11 protein-coding genes are annotated in these 18128 nt (G+C 70.5%); 8 read left to right on the top strand and 3 right to left on the bottom strand.

Features of this window, described 5'->3' with window-relative positions; genetic code table 11:
- Position 1: 1 nt before the first annotated feature.
- Both WMF36_RS21670 and WMF36_RS21665 read right to left on the bottom strand, forming a co-directional pair.
- Positions 2-550: a hypothetical protein gene (locus WMF36_RS21670; protein WP_437581522.1), complete on the bottom strand. Its 549-nt coding sequence runs from the start codon at positions 548-550 to the stop codon at positions 2-4.
- Entirely contained in the window at positions 547-2715 is a 2169-nt protein-coding gene (locus WMF36_RS21665) for a hypothetical protein (protein WP_437581521.1), read from the bottom strand. Before WMF36_RS21665 ends, WMF36_RS21670 begins: the two co-directional genes overlap by 4 nt.
- Before the next feature lie 1113 nt (positions 2716-3828).
- Between WMF36_RS21665 and WMF36_RS21660 the strand changes: the two genes are divergently transcribed.
- Positions 3829-4695: an alpha/beta fold hydrolase gene (locus tag WMF36_RS21660; RefSeq protein ID WP_437581520.1), complete on the top strand. Its 867-nt coding sequence runs from the start codon at positions 3829-3831 to the stop codon at positions 4693-4695.
- A gap of 179 nt (positions 4696-4874) precedes the next feature.
- On the top strand, positions 4875-6065 hold the full coding sequence (locus WMF36_RS21655; RefSeq protein WP_437581519.1) for a cytochrome P450: 1191 nt from the start codon (positions 4875-4877) through the stop codon (positions 6063-6065).
- 15 nt (positions 6066-6080) lie between these two features.
- On the opposite strand, the gene WMF36_RS21650 is transcribed toward WMF36_RS21655, so the two are convergent.
- A complete protein-coding gene (locus WMF36_RS21650) occupies positions 6081-6950 on the bottom strand; it encodes a fibrinogen-like YCDxxxxGGGW domain-containing protein (protein ID WP_437581518.1) in 870 nt (289 codons plus the stop codon).
- A 624-nt stretch (positions 6951-7574) separates the two neighbouring features.
- Between WMF36_RS21650 and WMF36_RS21645 the strand changes: the two genes are divergently transcribed.
- From WMF36_RS21645 to WMF36_RS21620, 6 genes are all read left to right on the top strand, one after another.
- The gene (locus WMF36_RS21645; protein ID WP_437581517.1) at positions 7575-8855 is read left to right on the top strand and encodes a CmpA/NrtA family ABC transporter substrate-binding protein; all 1281 of its coding nucleotides are present in this window, start codon (positions 7575-7577) and stop codon (positions 8853-8855) included.
- A gap of 55 nt (positions 8856-8910) precedes the next feature.
- The gene (gene ntrB, locus WMF36_RS21640; RefSeq protein WP_437581516.1) at positions 8911-9708 is read left to right on the top strand and encodes a nitrate ABC transporter permease; all 798 of its coding nucleotides are present in this window, start codon (positions 8911-8913) and stop codon (positions 9706-9708) included.
- Between the two features lie 5 nt (positions 9709-9713).
- A complete protein-coding gene (locus WMF36_RS21635; RefSeq protein WP_437581515.1) occupies positions 9714-10544 on the top strand; it encodes an ABC transporter ATP-binding protein in 831 nt (276 codons plus the stop codon).
- Positions 10541-11422 (top strand): ABC transporter ATP-binding protein, encoded by an 882-nt coding sequence (locus WMF36_RS21630; RefSeq protein WP_437581514.1) that lies wholly within the window; start codon positions 10541-10543, stop codon positions 11420-11422. The genes WMF36_RS21635 and WMF36_RS21630 overlap by 4 nt, the downstream gene beginning before the upstream one ends.
- Before the next feature lie 394 nt (positions 11423-11816).
- Positions 11817-16877, top strand: coding sequence for an AAA family ATPase (locus tag WMF36_RS21625; RefSeq protein ID WP_437581513.1), 5061 nt, complete (start codon positions 11817-11819; stop codon positions 16875-16877).
- Between the two features lie 176 nt (positions 16878-17053).
- Positions 17054-18088 carry a sugar-binding protein gene (locus WMF36_RS21620; protein WP_437581512.1) on the top strand — a complete coding sequence of 345 codons (1035 nt, stop codon included), beginning with the start codon at positions 17054-17056 and terminating at the stop codon, positions 18086-18088.
- The last annotated feature ends 40 nt before the right edge of the window (positions 18089-18128 follow it).

Here is an 18128-nt window from a genome sequence, read left to right as displayed (position 1 = left end):
CTCAGGAGGCGGTCACGGTCGGCGCCGGCTCGTCGTCCAGCCATTGCTCCTGGACGACGATCGCCGGCAACAAGGTGAACGGCCCGTCGTAGCCCGGGCCGAAGGTCAGGATCTGGATCACGCGCCGGTCGCCGCGGCGGATCGGGAACATCACCTCGCCGCCGCGGGGGAGCTCGCTGCCGCCGAGGGGAGGATCGATCCAGAAGGCCACGCCCTCGGTCTTCCCGCCGAGCAGCGAGATGGCCGAGACGGTGAGCTCAGGGCAGCGGATGCGCAGCCACTCCCTCATCCGGTAGCCGCGGCAGCCCGCGGCCGCGGGGCCGGTGCGGGAGAGGCGGACGCGAGGCGCGGTCTTCCACTCGGCGGCCGTGGGCTGCTTCGACGGCTCGGCAGGAAAGGGCTCGGCGTCGAGGGATCGCTCCTCGCCGGCGTCGGGCGCTGCGGCCGCGCGCGCGCCGCCCTGCTGCGCGCCGGATGCGCCGGCAGCCGCGGCCAGGACGCCGGCACTTCCGGCGGCCATCCAGGCGATCCACGCGAAGCGCAGCTTCATAACGTCTCCAGGAACGCCACGAGCGCCGCCCGATCCTCGGGCGACAGGTGGCTGGTCTTGCCCATCCGGTCGGCGTTCTGCTCGATGAGCTCCGCGAGCGTGCCGGCGCGCCCGTCGTGCAGGTAGGGCGGCCGCCCGCCCACGAAGCGCAGCGACGGCGTCTTGTACTCGGGGCGCGGATCCTCGTCGTAACCCGGCAGCGGCGGCCGCTTCGGCATCGGGTACGCCATGCGATCCGTGTACTCGCTCTCGGGCACGTGGCAGCGCGAGCACTTCGCCTCGTCGCTGCGGAAGATCTCCTGGCCGCGCTTCACCCGCTCGTCGGGCGCCCCCTCGGCGCGCGGCGGCGTCACCAGGCCCCGGCGGAGGAACATCGCGAGAGCCGTGGCCCGGGCCGCGACGCCGGCCGGCGTGTGGTCGATCGGCAGCCCGCCCCAGCGGTGCAGCCCCATGCCCGTCTGGAGCCTCGAGACGAGATCGTCGCTCTCGCCATGCCAGCCGTACGGCCCGGCCGCACCGACGTTGCCGGCGAGCATCGGAGTGCGCCGCGGAACCCCCTTTTTCTTGGCGACCTCGGGGATGTTCTCCGGCCGGCCGACGAAGTTCGCGTGCTCGCCGTCGGCCGTGCTGAAGGTGGCCTCGCGCCAGACGTACCCGTCGTCGCGCCCGTCGGGGTGGCACCCCGCGCAGCCGAGGTTGCCGCTCACCGTGCCATCGAGCGCGTTGTAGAAGAGCCGGCGGCCCTTCGCGACCTCGGGGCCCAGCGGATCGTCGGCGAGGTGCACGAGCGCCGCCGGCCCCTCCGGGGGCGGCGCGGCGGTCGGCGCAGCGCCGGCCGACGCCGCGGCCGAGCTCGCCGTCGCCGCGGCCGCGCCCGTCGCCGGATCGTGCAGCCGGAGCGCCGCCACGTCGCCGGTCGAGCGGCAGAACACCCACGCCGTCGCCTCGTCCGCGGACAGCGCGAGGCCGGTCGGCGCGCCGCACGTGCCCGCCACGCGGATGTGCGGGTCATAGCGGCCGCCGACCGGGTAGCTCTTCACGATCGCGAGCGTCGGATCCACCGCGGTCGCGTCCACCTCGAGCACGAGGTCGTCGCCCTCGCCCGCCACGAGCAGCGTGCGCGCGCGCTTGCGGTACGCCACGGCGCGCGGCTGGGTGACGGGCGTGACGCTCGCGCCCGGCAGGGTGATGACGCTCTCCGGCGTGATCACCTGCTCGGCGAACGCCGACCGGAGCACCGGCAGGTTGCCGTGGTGCGGCGGGGCGAGCGGCTCGTCCCGGCCGGTGATCAGCACGTCCACGGTCGCGGCGCCGAACCACGCGGCGTGGCCCATGGCGCCGAGCGCGTGCCGCGCCGCGAACAGGCGCCGCCCGTCCTCGGAGAGCGCCAGCGCATAGCCCAGCGACGCCGCGAGCCGCTCGCCCGACGGGGCGCGCAGCGGCGACGCGGGCAGGGCGACGCGCCGGACCCTCGGCGCCCCGCCGAGATCGTCGATCCGCGTGAGATCCGCGCCGACGAGGTGGCTCACGTACGCGGCGCTGCCGTCGGGCAGCACGGCGACGCCCCGCGGCTCGCGCGCCACGTCGACCGTCCACCTCGTCCTGGCTGTCTCGAGGTCCACGGCCGAGACCTTGTGCGTCCACGCCGACGTCACGATCGCGGTCTTCTCGTCGGGCGTGACCGCGATGCCCCACGCGTCGGCGGGCAGCGGCACGCGGCCGACCTCGACGAGGCCGGCCGCCGCGTCCGGCCGGAGGATGAGCAAGAGCCCCGGGTCGCGGACCGTGGCGAGCACGCGCCCCTCGGGCCCGCCGAGCGCGAGCACCTGCGCGGGCCGTCCCGGCGCGGGCACGCCTGCGCCGGGACGCGCGGGGTCGAGCGGCAGCGGCACGACGCGCACGACGCCGTGGTCCTCGTCGGCCACGTAGAGCGCGTCCTCGCGCGCCGCGCGGGCGAGGGCGCCGCCCTCCCGGACCGGCGCGCGCAGCGGCGCGGCGCCCGGCGGCGCCAGGGGATCGACCGGAGCGGCCGCGCTGCCGATCGAGGCGCCCGCGCTGCCGGCCGGGGCCGCGCCCGCGTCCGTGCCGGGAGCGGGACCCCGGGAGCATGCGCCCGCAGCGAGCGCGAGGAGTGCGGCGAGAGTGCGTGTCAGGGGGTGGAGCAAGGCAGCGCCGGATCTTCGCGCGCCCTCCGGTCACGGGTCAACAACGGGCGGGCGGAGGGGCCGCGGGCGCCGGAGAGCCCGAGCCCGCGCCCGACGAGCTCCACGCGGCGTTCGAGCCGCGAGCTCGACGGCGCCGGAAGTGGCCTTCGCGGATCCGTATCGCACGCGCAAACAGCTCGAGGACGCGCTATCGAGTCTCGATTCTCTCCCTCGACGCGTCGGAGGTCGCCTCTCTCGAGGCCGCGGTGCTCGCGAGCCAAGTCGCCGGCACGCGCTGCTCGGCAGACCCCCTATCGCGCGGCTTCCTCGATGCTGAAGCGGAGGGTCCAGGGCGGCCGGCTGCACCGAGATGGGCAGTCGCGGCACTCGAACCGTTGATTCGGGGGAGTTGATCCGGGGGAGAGGAGAGCTTCGTCGCCCTGGGGCGGCGGACCCTACAACGTCACGGGGAACGGCTCTCACCGCCGTCGTGCCGGACGGACCCGGCCCGCCAGGGAGGCAGGCTGAGCCGGTCAGGCACGCAACCCACGCAGACAAACAAAAAGGCAGCGCCGCCGGGGCCTCAGGGGGGGCGAAGGCCGCGCCGGCGGCGCTGCGGTCCTATGAAGCACTGAATGTGCCATCGGGAACTTCCCCCAAATTGCGTCGATGCGTCACGGACGTGCCCTCTCTCGTTTCGATTATGCAACGTCGCCATCTCATGAGTGCACGATTGTTAGATCTATTTCTTTACTAGAAAAGTTCGTCCAGGACGCAATAGTGTCCACCATTTCCGCTATTGCAGTCTTGTGGCACGTTCTGTCGACGGGGACATCCTGAAGGACTGCGAGGAGCGCGACGTGCGCGAGGGCGGGGACTCCGATCGACATCTTCGTCGACAGCTACAACAACGTCTCTGCCGGCTCGTTCGAGCTGAGCATCACCCCGGATTGACCTGCTGACCCGAGCCGTCCCCCCGGAGGGCCGGCGCCGGAAGGCCCCATGACACTTCCCACAGGAGCCGGCGCGGGCGTGGGCTCGAGACCTCGATGTCGAGCGAGTTCACGGCGTTGCTCCCATCGTCGCCCCGCGGCAATTGATCCGGGCGCTCGAGCGAGCTATCGCTCCATGCCCATGACGACAGCACCCCTGGCGGGCCACGGCGGCCCGGACGGCGCGCAGACTCCTCGGTTCATCGAGGTGAACGGGGCCCACCTCGCCTGTGCGGAGGAGGGGCAGGGCACCCCGGTGGTGTTCCTGCACGGAGCGGCCTCGGACCACCGGATGTGGGACCGGCATCGCGCCATCGTGGGCCAGCATCACCGGGCCATCGCCTACAGCCAGCGCTATTTCGGGACTGGCGCGTGGGGATCGAGCTGGCCTCCGCTCGGCGTGCAGACGCACACGGACGACCTTGTCGCGCTCCTTCGCGCCCTCGACGCGGGCCCCGCGCACCTGGTCGCGTGGTCTTACGCCGGCCATGTGGCCTTGGGCGCAGCGCTGAGCCATCCAGCGCTGATCAGGAGCGCTTTCGTCTACGAGCCGGGCGTGCCCTCGTACGTCACCGATCCCGCCGAGCTGAGCGCGCTGGGGGACGACATGAACGCCATGTTCGGCCCCGTCTTCGGGGCAGTCCAGCGCGGTGACAGCCAGGAAGCCGTGAGGCTCCTGCTGGACGGCTCGGGCCAGCGCGAGGGCTATTTCGCCGCTCAGCCCGCGGAGCGGCAGGCCATCTACCTGGATAACGCGCGGACCATGCCGCTCCTCCTGTCGCAGCCCCAGCCCCCGGCCATCACGTGCGGCGACCTGGCCAGCCTGAAGGTGCCGGTCACCCTTGCGTACGGCGAGCTCTCCCGGCCGCTGTTCAGCGTGGTCTCCCGCGCGGCGGCCCGCTGCATCCCCGGGCAGCACCTGGTGGTCCGCGGGGCCACCCACATGTGGCCCGAGGAGGACGCGGCGGCGTTCTGCGCCGCGGTCCTGGGCTTCATCAAAGAACGCTGATCGGCGGAGCCGTCGCCTGGTTCCCCGCAGAGGGCACGGCATTGACTCGCGCCCTCTCCTCCGTGTCCTCCGCGCCTGTGTGATTCCTTCTCTCATGCATCGGGGACGAGCTTGCAGCGCGCCCCCGCGGCAGGCGACCATGCCGCCCCATCTCCGACCGATCCGAGAGGTCTCGATCCATGAGCGAACGGCTGAACCTGATGTCCCCCGCGATGCTCGCCGACCCGTACCCCACCTACGCCGAGCTGCGGCGCGACGCGCCCGTGTGCCAGGTCGACCCGGGCGGCTTCTGGGCGGTGACCCGCCACGACGACGTCGTCGCCGTCCTCAAGGACCCTGCGCTGTTCTCGTCCGAGGGCTTCCGCGCCGCCACCAAGCCGGCGTGGCTCGGGCACAACCCGTTCGGCGACTCCATGCTCGTCCTCGACCCGCCAGCGCACGGCCGCCTGCGGTCGCTCGTCAACCGCGCCTTCACGCCCGCGGCCATGGCCCGTCTGGAGGCGCGCGTGCGCGCGTTCGCCGAGGACCTCGCGGCGCGCTTGCCGCTGGATGAGCCGGTCGACTGGGTGGAGTCGCTCGCCATGCCGCTCCCCGCGAGCGTCATCGGCGAGCTCCTCGGCCTCGATCCGTCCCTTCACCCGCGCTTCAAGCGCTGGACCGACGATCTCACCAGCATCGCTCCGGTCACGCCGGACATGACCGCGCGCATGGAGGAGATCCGCGCCACGGTGCGCGAGGCGGAGCAGTACCTGACCGAGGTGCTGGCCCGCCGCCGCCGCGAGCCCGCCGACGACATGGTGACGGACCTCCTGCGCGCCCAGGTAGACGGCCAGTCGCTCACGGACGCCGAGCTGATGAGCTTCCTGTTCCTGCTCCTCGTCGGCGGCCTGGAGACCACGGTGCACCTCCTGAGCCACAGCGCGCTGCAGCTCATCGCGCACCCGGAGGTGCTCGATCGCCTGCGCGCCGATCCGGAGCTGGTCCCGAGGTTCGTCGAGGAGGTCCTGCGGTACGAGCCGCCGGTGCGGTCGGTGTACCGGGTCGCCACGGCCGACACCGAGCTCGGCGGAGTGCGCCTCCCGGAGGGCGCGAAGGTGCTCGTGATCATCGGATCCGCCAGCCGGGACGAGGCGCACTTCCCGGACGCGCATCGGTTCGACGTCGACCGGAGCGGGGTCACCCACCTGCCGTTCGGGCACGGTATCCACTTCTGCCTGGGCGCGCCGCTCGCGCGGCTCGAGGCCAGGCTCGTGTTGGCGGCGCTCCTGCCGCGCGTCCGCCGCTTCTCCCTGGCCGGGTCGCCGGTGTGGCGGCGAGCCCTCTCGATCCGCGGGGTGACGTCGCTGCCGCTCGTGGCGCACCCGGCCTGAGCCCGCGGGGCGCGCTCACCAGCGCGTCCAGCGGGAGATCCGCTTCACGCGCGTGTAGCCGCTGCCATCGTTCGAGAGCCCGTACGACGTCGCGGCCGCGGTGTTCACGTGCGGCCCCCAGCCCTCGTCCTCGATCGGCTCGTCGTCGTCCGCGCCGAGGTTGTAGACGAAGCAGTGCCCGTAGTGCTGCGTGACGCCCGCATAGACGCTCGCGCAGTTGCCGTCGCTCTTCGTGTCCGTGTCGAAGTCCGGCGACGACCACCCGGTGGCGAACTGCCACGAAAAGAGCTCCTCCTCCCCGGCGACGCGGACCGGCGTGAGGAGGTGCATGTCCGCGGTGTCGATGCCCTCGGCCGTCGCGCGCAGGACCTCGGCGACGGTCCCGGCGATGTCCTCGACCTCGTCGCGGTATTCCCGGCCGGCGACGTACAGGGAAGGCTGGTAATGGTTTTCGCCGAGCGACGGCTCCCCCTTGGCGCCGAGCCGGTCGGCATACAGGATCTTCCAGAACGGCAGCGTCGCGCCGTCCGCCGCGCCGACGCTGTTGTAGACGAGCGCCCACCGGTCGCCGTCCTCGGCCGGCTCACCGCAGTGGGCCTGGAGCGCCTCCAGCGGACCGGAGCCGTCGGGATCGAGCGTGTAGACGCCGCCCGGGGCGCTGGCCGGGACGGCGCCGCACCGCGCGTAGACGCACCCTTCGCTCACCTCGTCCTCGCACCCCTCGGGGGCGCCGCCTCCGGCCCCGCCGCCTCCGCTGGCGCCCTCTCCCCCCGCGCCACCGCCCTCCTGCAGATGAAACGGCTTGTCGAGCCCGGCCACGGCCGTACACCCGCAGGCCACGAGGCACGCCGCCGCCCACACCCATCTCGCGGACCCGCTCGTCATCTACCTTCCTCTCCCTACCGCATCATCCCGTCACGCCCTGCGCGGCGATGAGCCGCGCGGCGCGGACGCTACCGCCTCACCTGCAGCCTGGCAAGCAACGCACGCCGACCTGGCGGCCGCCGGAGAAGGCGATCCATCCGTCGAGCGAGGGCGTTCGGACCCGGCCCCGGAACGCTGCCGCCCGGCAACCGACGTGGAGACATGGAGACGTGGAGACGTGGAAACGTCGAGACGTGGAAACGTCGAGACGTGGAAACGTCGAGACGTGGAGACGTCGAGACGCGCACGACTTCGAATGCAGAAAAAACATTCCATAGAAACTTGATTGAAACACGCGCCCATGCATCGTCCTTGGCGGATCATGGGCCCGTGTAGGGTTGATGCCATCCCGGGTACACACCCGCCGCGAGATCGATCTCCTCCCGCCGATCCGCTGCGGAGCTGGCCTGGCACACCGTCGAACGAACAGGCGATTTCACGGACGGCGCCCCCGGAGCGCAACCCGTCCGTTCTGCCCCGACCGGCGGGCGCGTACCTCTCCACGCGCCCGCGACTCCGCGGTCATTCACAGCAAAGGACGATGGAATGAAGAGACGAGAACCTTCGCGTGAGGCACCGAGCGCCATGCCCCTCGAACGCCGGCGCTTTCTCGGCGGCGCCCTCGGGCTCGGGGGAGCCGCGCTCCTCCCCGCCTGCGACTCACGCTCCGGCGAGCCGGGGCCGCCGGCGGCGAACGCCGCGCCCCTCGTGGCGACCGCCGACAGGCCGGAGGTGTCCGAGCTGCGCTTCGGCATCATCGCGCTGACCGACTGCTCGCCGCTCGTGATCGCTCATGAGAAGGGGTTCTTCAAGAAGTACGGCATCAGCTCGACCATCGTGAAGGGCGCGAGCTGGGCGGCGATCCGCGACTCGCTGTCGAACGGAGACCTCCAGGCGACGCACATGCTCTTCGGCATGCCGCTCGCCTCGACGATGGGGCTCCTCGGGTCGCCGAAGAAGCCCATGGTCATCCCGTGGCAGCTCAACCGCAACGGTCAGGCGATCACGCTGAAAAGCGACCTGAAGGGCAAGGTGGCCGGGGATCCCAAGGCGCTCCGGCCGTTCGTCGACGAGGCGAAGGAGAAGGGCTCGCCCATGACCTTCGCGATGACGTTCCCGCCTGGAACGCACGCCATGTGGACCCGTTACTTCCTCGGCGCAGGCGGCATCCACCCGGACAAGGACGTCGCGCTCGTGACCATCCCGCCCGCGCAGATGGTCGCCAACATGAAGGTGGGCCAGATGGACGGGTTCTGCGTCGGCGAGCCGTGGGGCGCCAGGGCGATCGCCGATCAGATCGGCTACACGGCCATCACCACGCAGGAGCTCTGGAAGGACCACCCCGAGAAGGTGTGCGCGTTCACCGCGGAGTTCGCCGACAAGAACCCGAGGACGGTGAAGGCGGTGCTCAAGGCGCTCCACGAGGCGAGCGTCTGGCTCGACAAGCTCGACAACCGCCCCGAGCAGGCCGACATCGTGTCGAGGCCCACGTACATCAACTGTCCGCCGGAGCTCATCCTGGGCCGGCTCCAGGGGCATTACGACTACGGCGACGGTCGTAAGAAAGAGGACAAGGACTACATGATCTTCAGCGACCGGGGCTGCAATTACCCGCAGGCGAAATACGCGCTCTGGTGGCTCAGCCAGTTCCGCCGCTGGGGCATGGTGGCGGGGAAGCCGGACTACGAGGGGGTCGTCAAGCAGGTCATGCGCCCCGACCTTTACGAGGAGGCGATGAAGGAGCTCGGGGTCCAGCACGGCGGCCCGAGCGACGAGCCCGAGACGCTGTTCGACGGCGTGACGTTCGACCCGAAGGACCCGGAGAAGTACGCGACGTCCTTCCCGGTCAACGCCCTGAAGGGATGAACCCCCACATCGCCGGGAGCCGACGGAAAGCGCGGCGGCGGCGGAGGAGTGCTGCATGAGCGAGGCGAAAGCGATGTCTCCGAGGATTCGAGTCGACAAGTTGATCCTGCCCCTCGTCGGGGTGGCATGCGTGATCGGGCTGTGGGCCATCGCGAGCAGCCTGTGGACCCAGGCGCTGCCCTCTCCGCTCAAGACGTGGGAGGTGAGCAAGCCTTACATCTTCGAGCCGTTCGAGAAGCGGGGAGAGCTCGACCAGGGCATCCTCCGCTTCACGTGGTACTCGCTCCAGCGGGTCGCGAAGGGCTACACCCTGGCGATCCTGCTCGGGATCCCCATCGGCTTCTTCCTCGGCGCCTCGAAGCTGTTCAGGACGAGCTTCGATCCGATCATCCAGATCCTCCGCCCGGTCTCCCCGCTCGCGTGGCTCCCGCTCGGGCTCGTGCTCTTCCAGAAGCCGGACCCGGCCGGCGTCTTCACCATCGCCATGTGCTCGATGTGGCCGACGGTCCTGAACACAGCGCTCGGGGTGCGGTCGATCCCGCAAGATTACATGAACGTCGCCCGGGTGCTCCGGCTCTCACGCATGAAGACGCTGCTCAAGGTGCAGCTCCCCGCCGCGCTGCCGTACATGTTCACGGGCTTCCGGCTCAGCCTCGGCATCGCCTGGCTGGTCATCGTCGCCGTGGAGATGCTGACCGGCTCGCCCGGGGTCGGCGGCTTCCTCTGGCAGGAGTACAACAGCCTCATCTACGAGCACATCATCCTGTGCATCATCACCATCGGGCTCGTGGGCTTCCTGCTGGACGCGCTCATGAGCCTCGTCGAGCGCAGGCTCAAGCTGGCGGGAGGGTGACGGCCATGGCGCTCCTCGAGCTGCGCAACGTCGGGAAGAGCTACGGCGCCGGGGTCACCCGCACCGAGGTGCTCAGGGACATCGACCTGGAGATCGAGAAGGGCGAGTTCGTCGCCGTGGTCGGCTACTCGGGGGCCGGGAAGACGACCCTCATGTCGCTCATCGCCGGGCTCCTGCAGCCGGATACCGGGGTGGTGACGCTGAACGGGAAGGCGGTCGAGGGGCCGGGGCCCGACCGCGGCGTCATCTTCCAGAACTACTCGCTCCTGCCCTGGCTCTCCGTCTACGAGAACATCTATCTCGCCGTGGACCAGATCTTCTCGTCCTGGCCCGCGGAGAAGAAGCGGGAGCACACCGAGCGATACATCGCCATGGTGAAGCTCACCCCGGCCCGCGACAAGAAGCCGGCGCAGCTCTCCGGCGGCATGCGCCAGCGGGTCTCGGTGGCGCGGGCGCTCGCCATGGAACCGGAGGTCCTCCTGATGGACGAGCCGCTCGGCGCGCTCGACGCGCTCACGCGCGCGACGCTGCAGGACGAGATCGCGCGGATCTGGCGGGCCACCCGGAAGACCGTGCTCCTCATCACCAACGACGTCGACGAGGGCATCCTCCTCGCCGACCGGATCGTCCCGCTCAGCAAGGGCCCGGGCGCCACGCTGGGTCCCGGGGTGATCGTCGATCTCGAGCGCCCGCGGGATCGCAAGGCACTCAACCACGATCCGCGCTTCAAGGAGATCCGCGGCGCGGTCATCAACTACCTGCTCGGCCCGGGGGCCGGGCCGAAGGCGGGCAAGGGCGTGTCCGGCGCAGCGCGGGAGGCGGAGGCAGTCGCATGAAGAAGTATCTCGAGATCTGGAATGTCACAAAGACGTTTCCCACCCCGAAGGGGCCTGCGATCGTCGTCCGGAACTTCGACCTGAACCTGAAGAAGGGAGAGTTCCTGTCGCTCATCGGCCACTCCGGCTGCGGCAAGTCCACGGTGCTGTCGATGGTCGCGGGCCTGAGCGAGATCACGAGCGGCGGCATCGTCCTCGCGGGCAGGCAGATCCACGGCCCCGGCCCGGACCGCGGGGTCGTGTTCCAGTCGCCCTGCCTGCTGCACTGGATGACGGCGCTCGAGAACGTCCTGCTCGGGGTGGAGCAGGTCCACCGGCAGAAGAGCAAGAAGGACTGCATCGAGATCGCGACGCACTACCTCGAGCTGGTCGGGCTCGAGGAGTCGATGCACAAGAAGCCGCGCGAGCTGTCCTCCGGGATGCAGCAGCGCGTCGGGCTGGCGCGCGCCTTCGCCCTGTCGCCCAAGATGCTCTTGCTCGACGAGCCCTTTGGCATGCTCGACTCGCTCACCCGGTTCGAGCTCCAGGAGGTGCTCATGAACCTGTGGGCAGAGGACCAGAAGACGGCGCTGATGGTCACGCACGACGTGGACGAGGCCCTGTTCCTGTCGGACCGCATCGCGATGATGACGAACGGCCCGGGGGCGCGCGTGGGCGAGATCCTGGAGGTGCCGTTCCCGCACCCGAGGGACCGTCAGGCGGTGCTGGAGGACCCGATGTACTATCCCCTCCGAGAGCGGCTGATCACGTTCCTCGAAGCCCAGGCGCACAAGGACAAGCCCGCCGTGGACACCGCGCTCGAGCCCGCCCCGGAGGCCGCCGTGAAGACGGGACGCTTCTGGACCGCGCTCTGGAAGGGGAGCAGGACGTCGGCGTAGCGCCGCAAGGTGGATTACTCGCCTCCTGTCCTCCGCGAGATAGCCCACAGCGCATGGCGCGCTGCTCCTGTCCCCCGCGAGATAGCCCACAACGCATAGCGCGCCGCGACAGGGACGCGGCAGCGCGCAAGTTCTGCGGCGCGCCCGTCGCCGGGCACGACCGCCGGGCTCGGTTCGAGCGAGAGAGCTGGGACACAAGGACTGCAAAATATCAATCAGGTGCGAATGGACGCCCACAGTTCGACGGGGATCCGCGGACAAGCGATCTAGACAGAATCCGCCCACGGTGCGATTCTGCGAGACCACCGTCCGTCCTGTCTGCTCGGCGTGAGCGGCAGTGTCGGCCGGAGGTCCAGCGCCGTGGCGAGGTGAGATGCTCTCCGCAACCTGTACTGTGAGCCAGCAGATTTACAGCGACTCGAGCATCGAGGTGTTCGAAGGCACCTGGGGCGACGAGCGCAAGCCTGCTGTCTTCAAGGTCCTGAAGAGCGAGTTCCCGAGCTCGCGCGAGCTCGCGGCGCTCCGGCACGAGTACAACGTCCTGTGCGAGCTCGACGTCGAGGGCGTCGTCAAGGCGTACGGGATCGAGAAGCACAAGAACGGCCTCGCCCTCGTGCTCGAGATGCCGAGCAGGACGACGCTCCACGACCTCCTGCGCGCCGGCCGGCTGGAGCTCAAGGCGGCCCTGACGATCGCCCGCTCGGCGGCCCGGGTCCTCGACGAGATCCACCGCCGCAAGGTGATTCACAAGGACGTCAAGCCGCACAACCTCCTGGTCGATCCGGACACGCTCGAGGTCCACTTCGCCGGCTTCAGCATCGCCACGCTGCTCCCGCAGGAGACGCAGCAGGCGGTGAGCCCCGAGGCGCTCGAGGGGACGCTCGCGTACATGTCGCCCGAGCAGACCGGCCGGATGAACCGCGTGATCGACCGCCGCACCGACCTCTACTCGTTCGGCGTGACCCTCTACCAGATGCTCACCGGCGTCCTGCCGTTCAGCGAGAGCAACCCGATGGATCTCATCCACGGCCACATCGCGCGGACGCCCGTGCCCCCGCCCGAGCGGGTCCCGGACATGCCCGAGGCGGTGTCGCGGATCGTGATGAAGCTCCTCGCCAAGAACGCAGAGGACCGGTACCAGAGCGCCTTCGGCCTGTTCGCCGACATCGACGCGTGCCTCCGCCAGCTCTCGACCTCCGGCGCGGTGGCGCCCTTCGCGCTCGGCCAGCGCGACATCCCGGACACGCTGCGCATCCCGCAGAAGCTCTACGGCCGCGCCGAGGAGGAGCGCGCGCTGCTCGCCGCCTTCGAGCGCGCCGCAGGCGGGGAGGGCGAGCTCCTCCTCGTGTCGGGGTACTCGGGCATGGGCAAGTCGGCCCTCGTGAACGAGATGCACAGGGCCATCGCCCAGCGAGGGGGCTATTTCACCGCGGGAAAGTTCGACCAGCTGAACCGCGGCGCGCCGTACACCTCCCTCGCGCGGGCGTTCCGCGAGCTCATCCGGCACATCCTCACCGAGCGGCCGGAGCAGCTCGCGCGCTGGAGCACCGAGCTCGGCCGCGCGCTCGGCACGAGCGGGCAGCTCCTCGTCGACCTGATCCCGGAGCTCGAGTGGATCGTCGGCCCGCAGCCCCCGGTCCAGCAGCTCGCGCCGGCGGAGTCGCAGGGCCGCTTCCACGCGACTTTCAAGGCGTTCGTCCGCGTCTTCGCGACCGCCGAGCACCCCCTCGTCCTCTTCCTGGACGACCTGCAATGGGCTGACCCCGCCTCGCTCAAGCTGCTCCAGGTCCTCGCCGCGGATCCGGAGCGCGGCCACCTGCTCGTGATCGGCGCCTTCCGGGACAACGAGGTGTACGCGGCTCACCCGCTCCGCGTCGCGCTCGGCGAGATCGAGAAGGCGGGCGCGCCGCTCCGCGAGCTCAGGCTCGAGCCGCTCGCCCTCGCCGACGTGGCCGAGCTGCTCTCGGACGCGCTCTCCGCGTCCCGCGCCGAGGTCGAGCCGCTCGCCCGCGTGGTGTTCGACCGGACCCAGAGCAACCCGTTCTTCGTGCGGCAGTTCCTTGTCTCGCTCCACGCCGAGGGCCTGCTCCGCTTCCACGCGGGCGCCTGGACCTGGGAGCTCGACGGCATCCGGCGGCGCACGGTCACCGACAACGTCGTCGAGTTCATGGCGCGCAAGATCGAGGAGCTCGATCCCGAGCTCGTGCGCGTCCTCCGGCTCGCGGCGTGCATCGGGCACGAGTTCGACCTGCGCACGCTCGCGGTCATCAGCGAGCGGCCGCCGCACGAGACCGTGGCCGCGCTGTGGAGGATCCTGCAAGAGGGCCTGATCGCGCCCGTCGACGCCGACTACCGCCTCGCGCACGCGACCGACGGCGAGGCGCAGACCGGCGTCGACTGGCGGGTCAACTACCGCTTCTTGCACGATCGCGTCCAGCAGGCGGCCTACTCGCTCATCGGCGAGGATCACAGGAGAGAGGTCCACCTCAGGATCGGGCGGCTCATGCTCGCCAGCAGCGAGGGCGCCGCGCGGGAGGAGGCGCTCTTCGACATCGTCAACCACGTCAACATCGCGGCGCCCATCGTGACCTCCCCCGCGGAGCAGGCCACGGCCGCCGAGCTGAACCTCGCCGCCGGCAGGAGGGCCAAGGCGGCCACCGCCTACGAGGCCGCCGCCGGCTATTTCCGCGCGGGCATGGGGTTTCTGCCCCGCGGCGGCTTCGACGACCACTACGAGCTCGCCCTCGCGCTCCACAGGGAGCGCGCCGAGGTCGAGTCGCTGTGCGGCGCGTTCGAGGAGGCCGAGCGGCTCTGCGCCGCGGCGCTCGCCTGCGCCCGGACGGCGATGGACAAGGTCTCGATCCAGCTCGTCCAGGCGAACCAGTACCTGCTCCAGTGGCGCAACCACGAGGCGACCCTGGTCCAGAAGGCCGGCCTCCGGCTCCTCGGGTGCCCCATCCCCGAGGACAGGGCCGAGGTCGCCGCGCTGCTCGAGCGGGAGCTCGAGGCGGTGCCGGTCCTCCTCGGAGGGCGGAGCATCGAGGAGCTCGCCCACGCCCCGAGGACGACGCGCCCCGAGCACCCGGTGACGCTGGAGCTCCTCGTCAACCTGTTCTTCGGGGCCTACAACTCGAGCGATCAGACGCTCGCGAACCTCGCCATCGTGAAGATGGTGACGCTCTCGCTGCAGCACGGGAACAGCGATATGTCCGCCTTCGGATACGTCGCGTACGGCATGGTGGTGGGCCCGCTGCTCGGCGAGTACGAGACGGCCTATCGGTTCGGCCGGATGGCCATCGAGCTCGCGGACCAGCTCGACAACCTCGTCCTCCGGGCCAAGACCTACCACATCTTCTCCGCGGACGTGCACAGCTGGACGCAGCCGCTGCGGAGGGCAGATCCCTATTACGACCGCGTCTACGATCTCGGGCTCCAGGCCGGCGACTGGACGGCCATGGGCTACATGATCAGCCAGAGCGGCTCGGACCGGCTCACCTACGGGATGCCCCTCGCGGAGCTCGCGCAGCTCACCGACACGCACCTCGCGTTCCTGCGGCGCGCCCGGAGCCAGGACATCATCGATATCCTCCTCGCGGGCGTGATCCAGCCCCTGAAATGCCTGCAAGGGCTCACGAAGAGCCGTCTCAGCTTCGACGACGGCGCGTTCGACGAGGCGTCCTACACGGCGAGGCACGGCGGCTCGCCCTACCACATGGGGTGGCTCGTCCACGCCAAGATCCGGAATGCCTATCTGTTCGGCGACAGGGCGAGCTTCGCCGATCTGATGCCGAAGCTCGCCGTGATCGAGGGCGCCTTGCCCACGCACGCCAAGGTGCCCGAGGCGACGTTCTATGCGGCGCTCATGCGGATCGCCGTGTGCGAGAGCGCCGAGGGCGCCGAGCGGCGGGAGCACGAGGAGCAGCTGGAGCGGCTCCTCGTGCGGATGAAGCGGTGGGCCGACGCCGGGCCGGACAACGTCCTTCACAAATACCTGCTCCTGCTCGCCGAGCAGGCCCGCGTCGAGGGGCGGAGGGCCGAGGCCATGGACCTCTACGAGCGGGGGATCGAGGCGGCGCGTCAGGCCGACTACATCAACAACCAGGCGCTCGGGAACGAGCTTTACGGCAGGTTCTGGCTCGCCCAGGGCAGGGCCGAGTTCGCCGGCATCTTCCTGCGCAGGGCGCTCTATCTGTACGAGCGCTGGGGGGCGAGCGAGAAGGCCGAGGCGCTGCGCGAGGAGCTCGCGCCGGCCGTCCCGTCGGCCGAGGGCGGGCCTCTCGCGCTCTCGCCGACGAGCACCGCGCTGCAAGGGCTCGCCGCGGGGGAGAGCTTCGATCTCGCCACGGTCCTCGAGACAGCGCAGGCCATCTCGAGCGAGATCGTGCTGGACAAGGTGCTCGATCAGGTGCTGCGCATCGTGATCAAGAGCGCCGGGGCGAGCCGGGGGTTCCTGATCCTGTCGCGCGGCGAGGTGCTGACGGTCGAGGCGATGATCTCGGTCGACCCCGACATGGTGAGCCTCGGGCTCTCGATGCCCCTGGAGGCGCGCCTCGATCTGGCCCGCTCGGTCGTGCACTACGTGGCGCGCTCGCGCGAGGCGCTCGTGATCGGGCGCGCGGCGGACGATCCGCGCCTCGCCGGCGATCCGCACGTGATCGCGCGCCGGCCGAGATCGATCCTCGGCTTGCCGCTCCTGCACCAGGGCCGGCTGAGCGGCGTGCTGTACCTGGAGAACCACCTCGCCGAGCACGCGTTCACCGCCGATCGCATCGCGCTCTTGCGGCTCCTCTCCTCGCAGGCCGCGGTGGCGGTCGAGAACGCGCTGCTCTACACCGACCTCACGGCCGTCAGCGCCGAGCTCCGGGCGGCGAACGAGCGGCTGGAGCGGGAGGTGCGGGAGCGCACGGAGGAGCTCTCGCAGGCGAACGAGCGCCTCTCGGCGCAGGGCGAGGAGCTCCGGGAGACCAACCTGCGCCTCTTGCACGAGCTCGGCGAGCGTGAGCGCGCCGAGGAGGCCCGCGCCCAGCTGCATGAGGAGGTGATCCGGTTCCAGCGGGCGAAGATCTCGGAGCTGTCGACCCCGCTCGTGCCCATCACCAACGACGTCATGGTCATGCCGCTCATCGGCACGCTCGACGAGGAGCGCGCGGAGGACGTGCTGCAAACCCTGCTCGACGGCGCGGCCAGGAGCAGCGCGCGCGTCGTCATCATCGATGTCACCGGGATCAAGGGGGTCGATCACCGCGTGGCGAACGCCCTGATCAACGCGGCGAACGCCCTCCGGCTGCTCGGGGCCCAGGCCGTGCTGACGGGCATCCGCGGCGAGGTCGCTCAGGCGCTCATCCGGCTCGACATCGACCTGTCGCGCATCGTGATCCGCGGGACACTGCAGAGCGGGATCGCCTACGCCGTCGGCCGAGCGGGCGCCGGGAGCTCTTCGGGGCCGCGTGTGTAGGGCCTCGCCGGATGTCTCTACGTCGAATCGTGTAGACAGCTCCGGAGCGGATGGCGCATCATGAGCTCGCCAGTCCGCCGGGGGGCGCCTGCTTCATCGTGCGCCGTGCGGGGTACGAGGTGTACTGAGCCGCCGAACAACAGGGCGGCTCCTCGCGGGTGGAGGGGGTGAGGCGTATGGTCCAGAGAATCGGTCGGTTCATCGTCGGGGTCTGCGTGGCGGCGGGGCTCGCGGCCCTCGGCTGCGACAACGGCAGCGGCGCGGCGGGCGCGCCGGCAGAGCGCGGCAAGCCGAAGCTCGCCTACATCACGAACGGGGTCGCCCCGTTCTGGACCATCGCCGAGAAGGGCGTCATCGACGGCGCGAAGGAGTACAACGCCGAGGTGAGCGTCGTGATGCCGAGCGACGTGAACGACCAGATGCAGCGGGTCGAGGATCTCTTGATCCGCGGCGTCGACGGCATCGCGATAAGCCCCATCGACGCGGAGAACCAGGTCCCGCTGCTCAACAAGGCGGCCGCGAAGACCAAGCTCATCACGCAGGACTCGGACGCTCCGAAGAGCGAGCGGATCGTGTACATCGGCATCGACAACTACGTCGCTGGCCGGATGGCGGGGCAGCTCGTGAAGGAGGCGATCCCAGGCGGCGGCAAGCTGGCGATCTTCGTCGGGCGGCTCGAGGGGGACAACGCCCGCAAGCGCCGCCAGGGCGTGCTCGACGAGCTGCTCGATCGCCCGGACAACAGCGCCGGGAACGACCCGCTGAACCAGGAGCTGAAGGGGGCGAAGTACACCGTCATCGCGACCGTGACGGACCAGATCGATGCCGCCAAGGCGAAGAGCAACGCCGAAGACATGATGTCGGCGCACCCGGACCTCGTCGGCCTCATCGGTCTGAACGCGTACCACACGCCGGCCTTGCTGGAGGCGCTCAAGCAGGCGGGGAAGATGAGCTCGATCCAGGTCGTCGGCTTCGACGAGCAGGACGCGACGCTGCGCGCGATCCAGGACGGCGAGGTCGTCGGCACGGTGGTGCAGAACCCGTACATGTACGGCAAGGAGTCGGTGCGCGTGCTCGCGGCGCTCGTGCGGGGCGACAGCTCCGTCGTGCCCCCGAACGAGTTCATCTCGCTGCCGGCCCGGCAGATCCGCAAGGGCAACCTGGGCGAGTTCTGGGCGGATCTGAAGCAGAAGGCAGGCAAGGCCGAGTGAGCCCCCGGGCGGGCCGCGCGGCGCGCCGCCCGGGCTGACG

It is taken from the genome of Sorangium sp. So ce887 (assembly GCF_051521455.1).
Classification (GTDB): domain Bacteria; phylum Myxococcota_A; class Polyangia; order Polyangiales; family Polyangiaceae; genus Sorangium.
The sequence above is the reverse complement of the archived record's forward strand: the minus strand, read 5'-3'. Positions and strand labels throughout refer to the sequence as shown.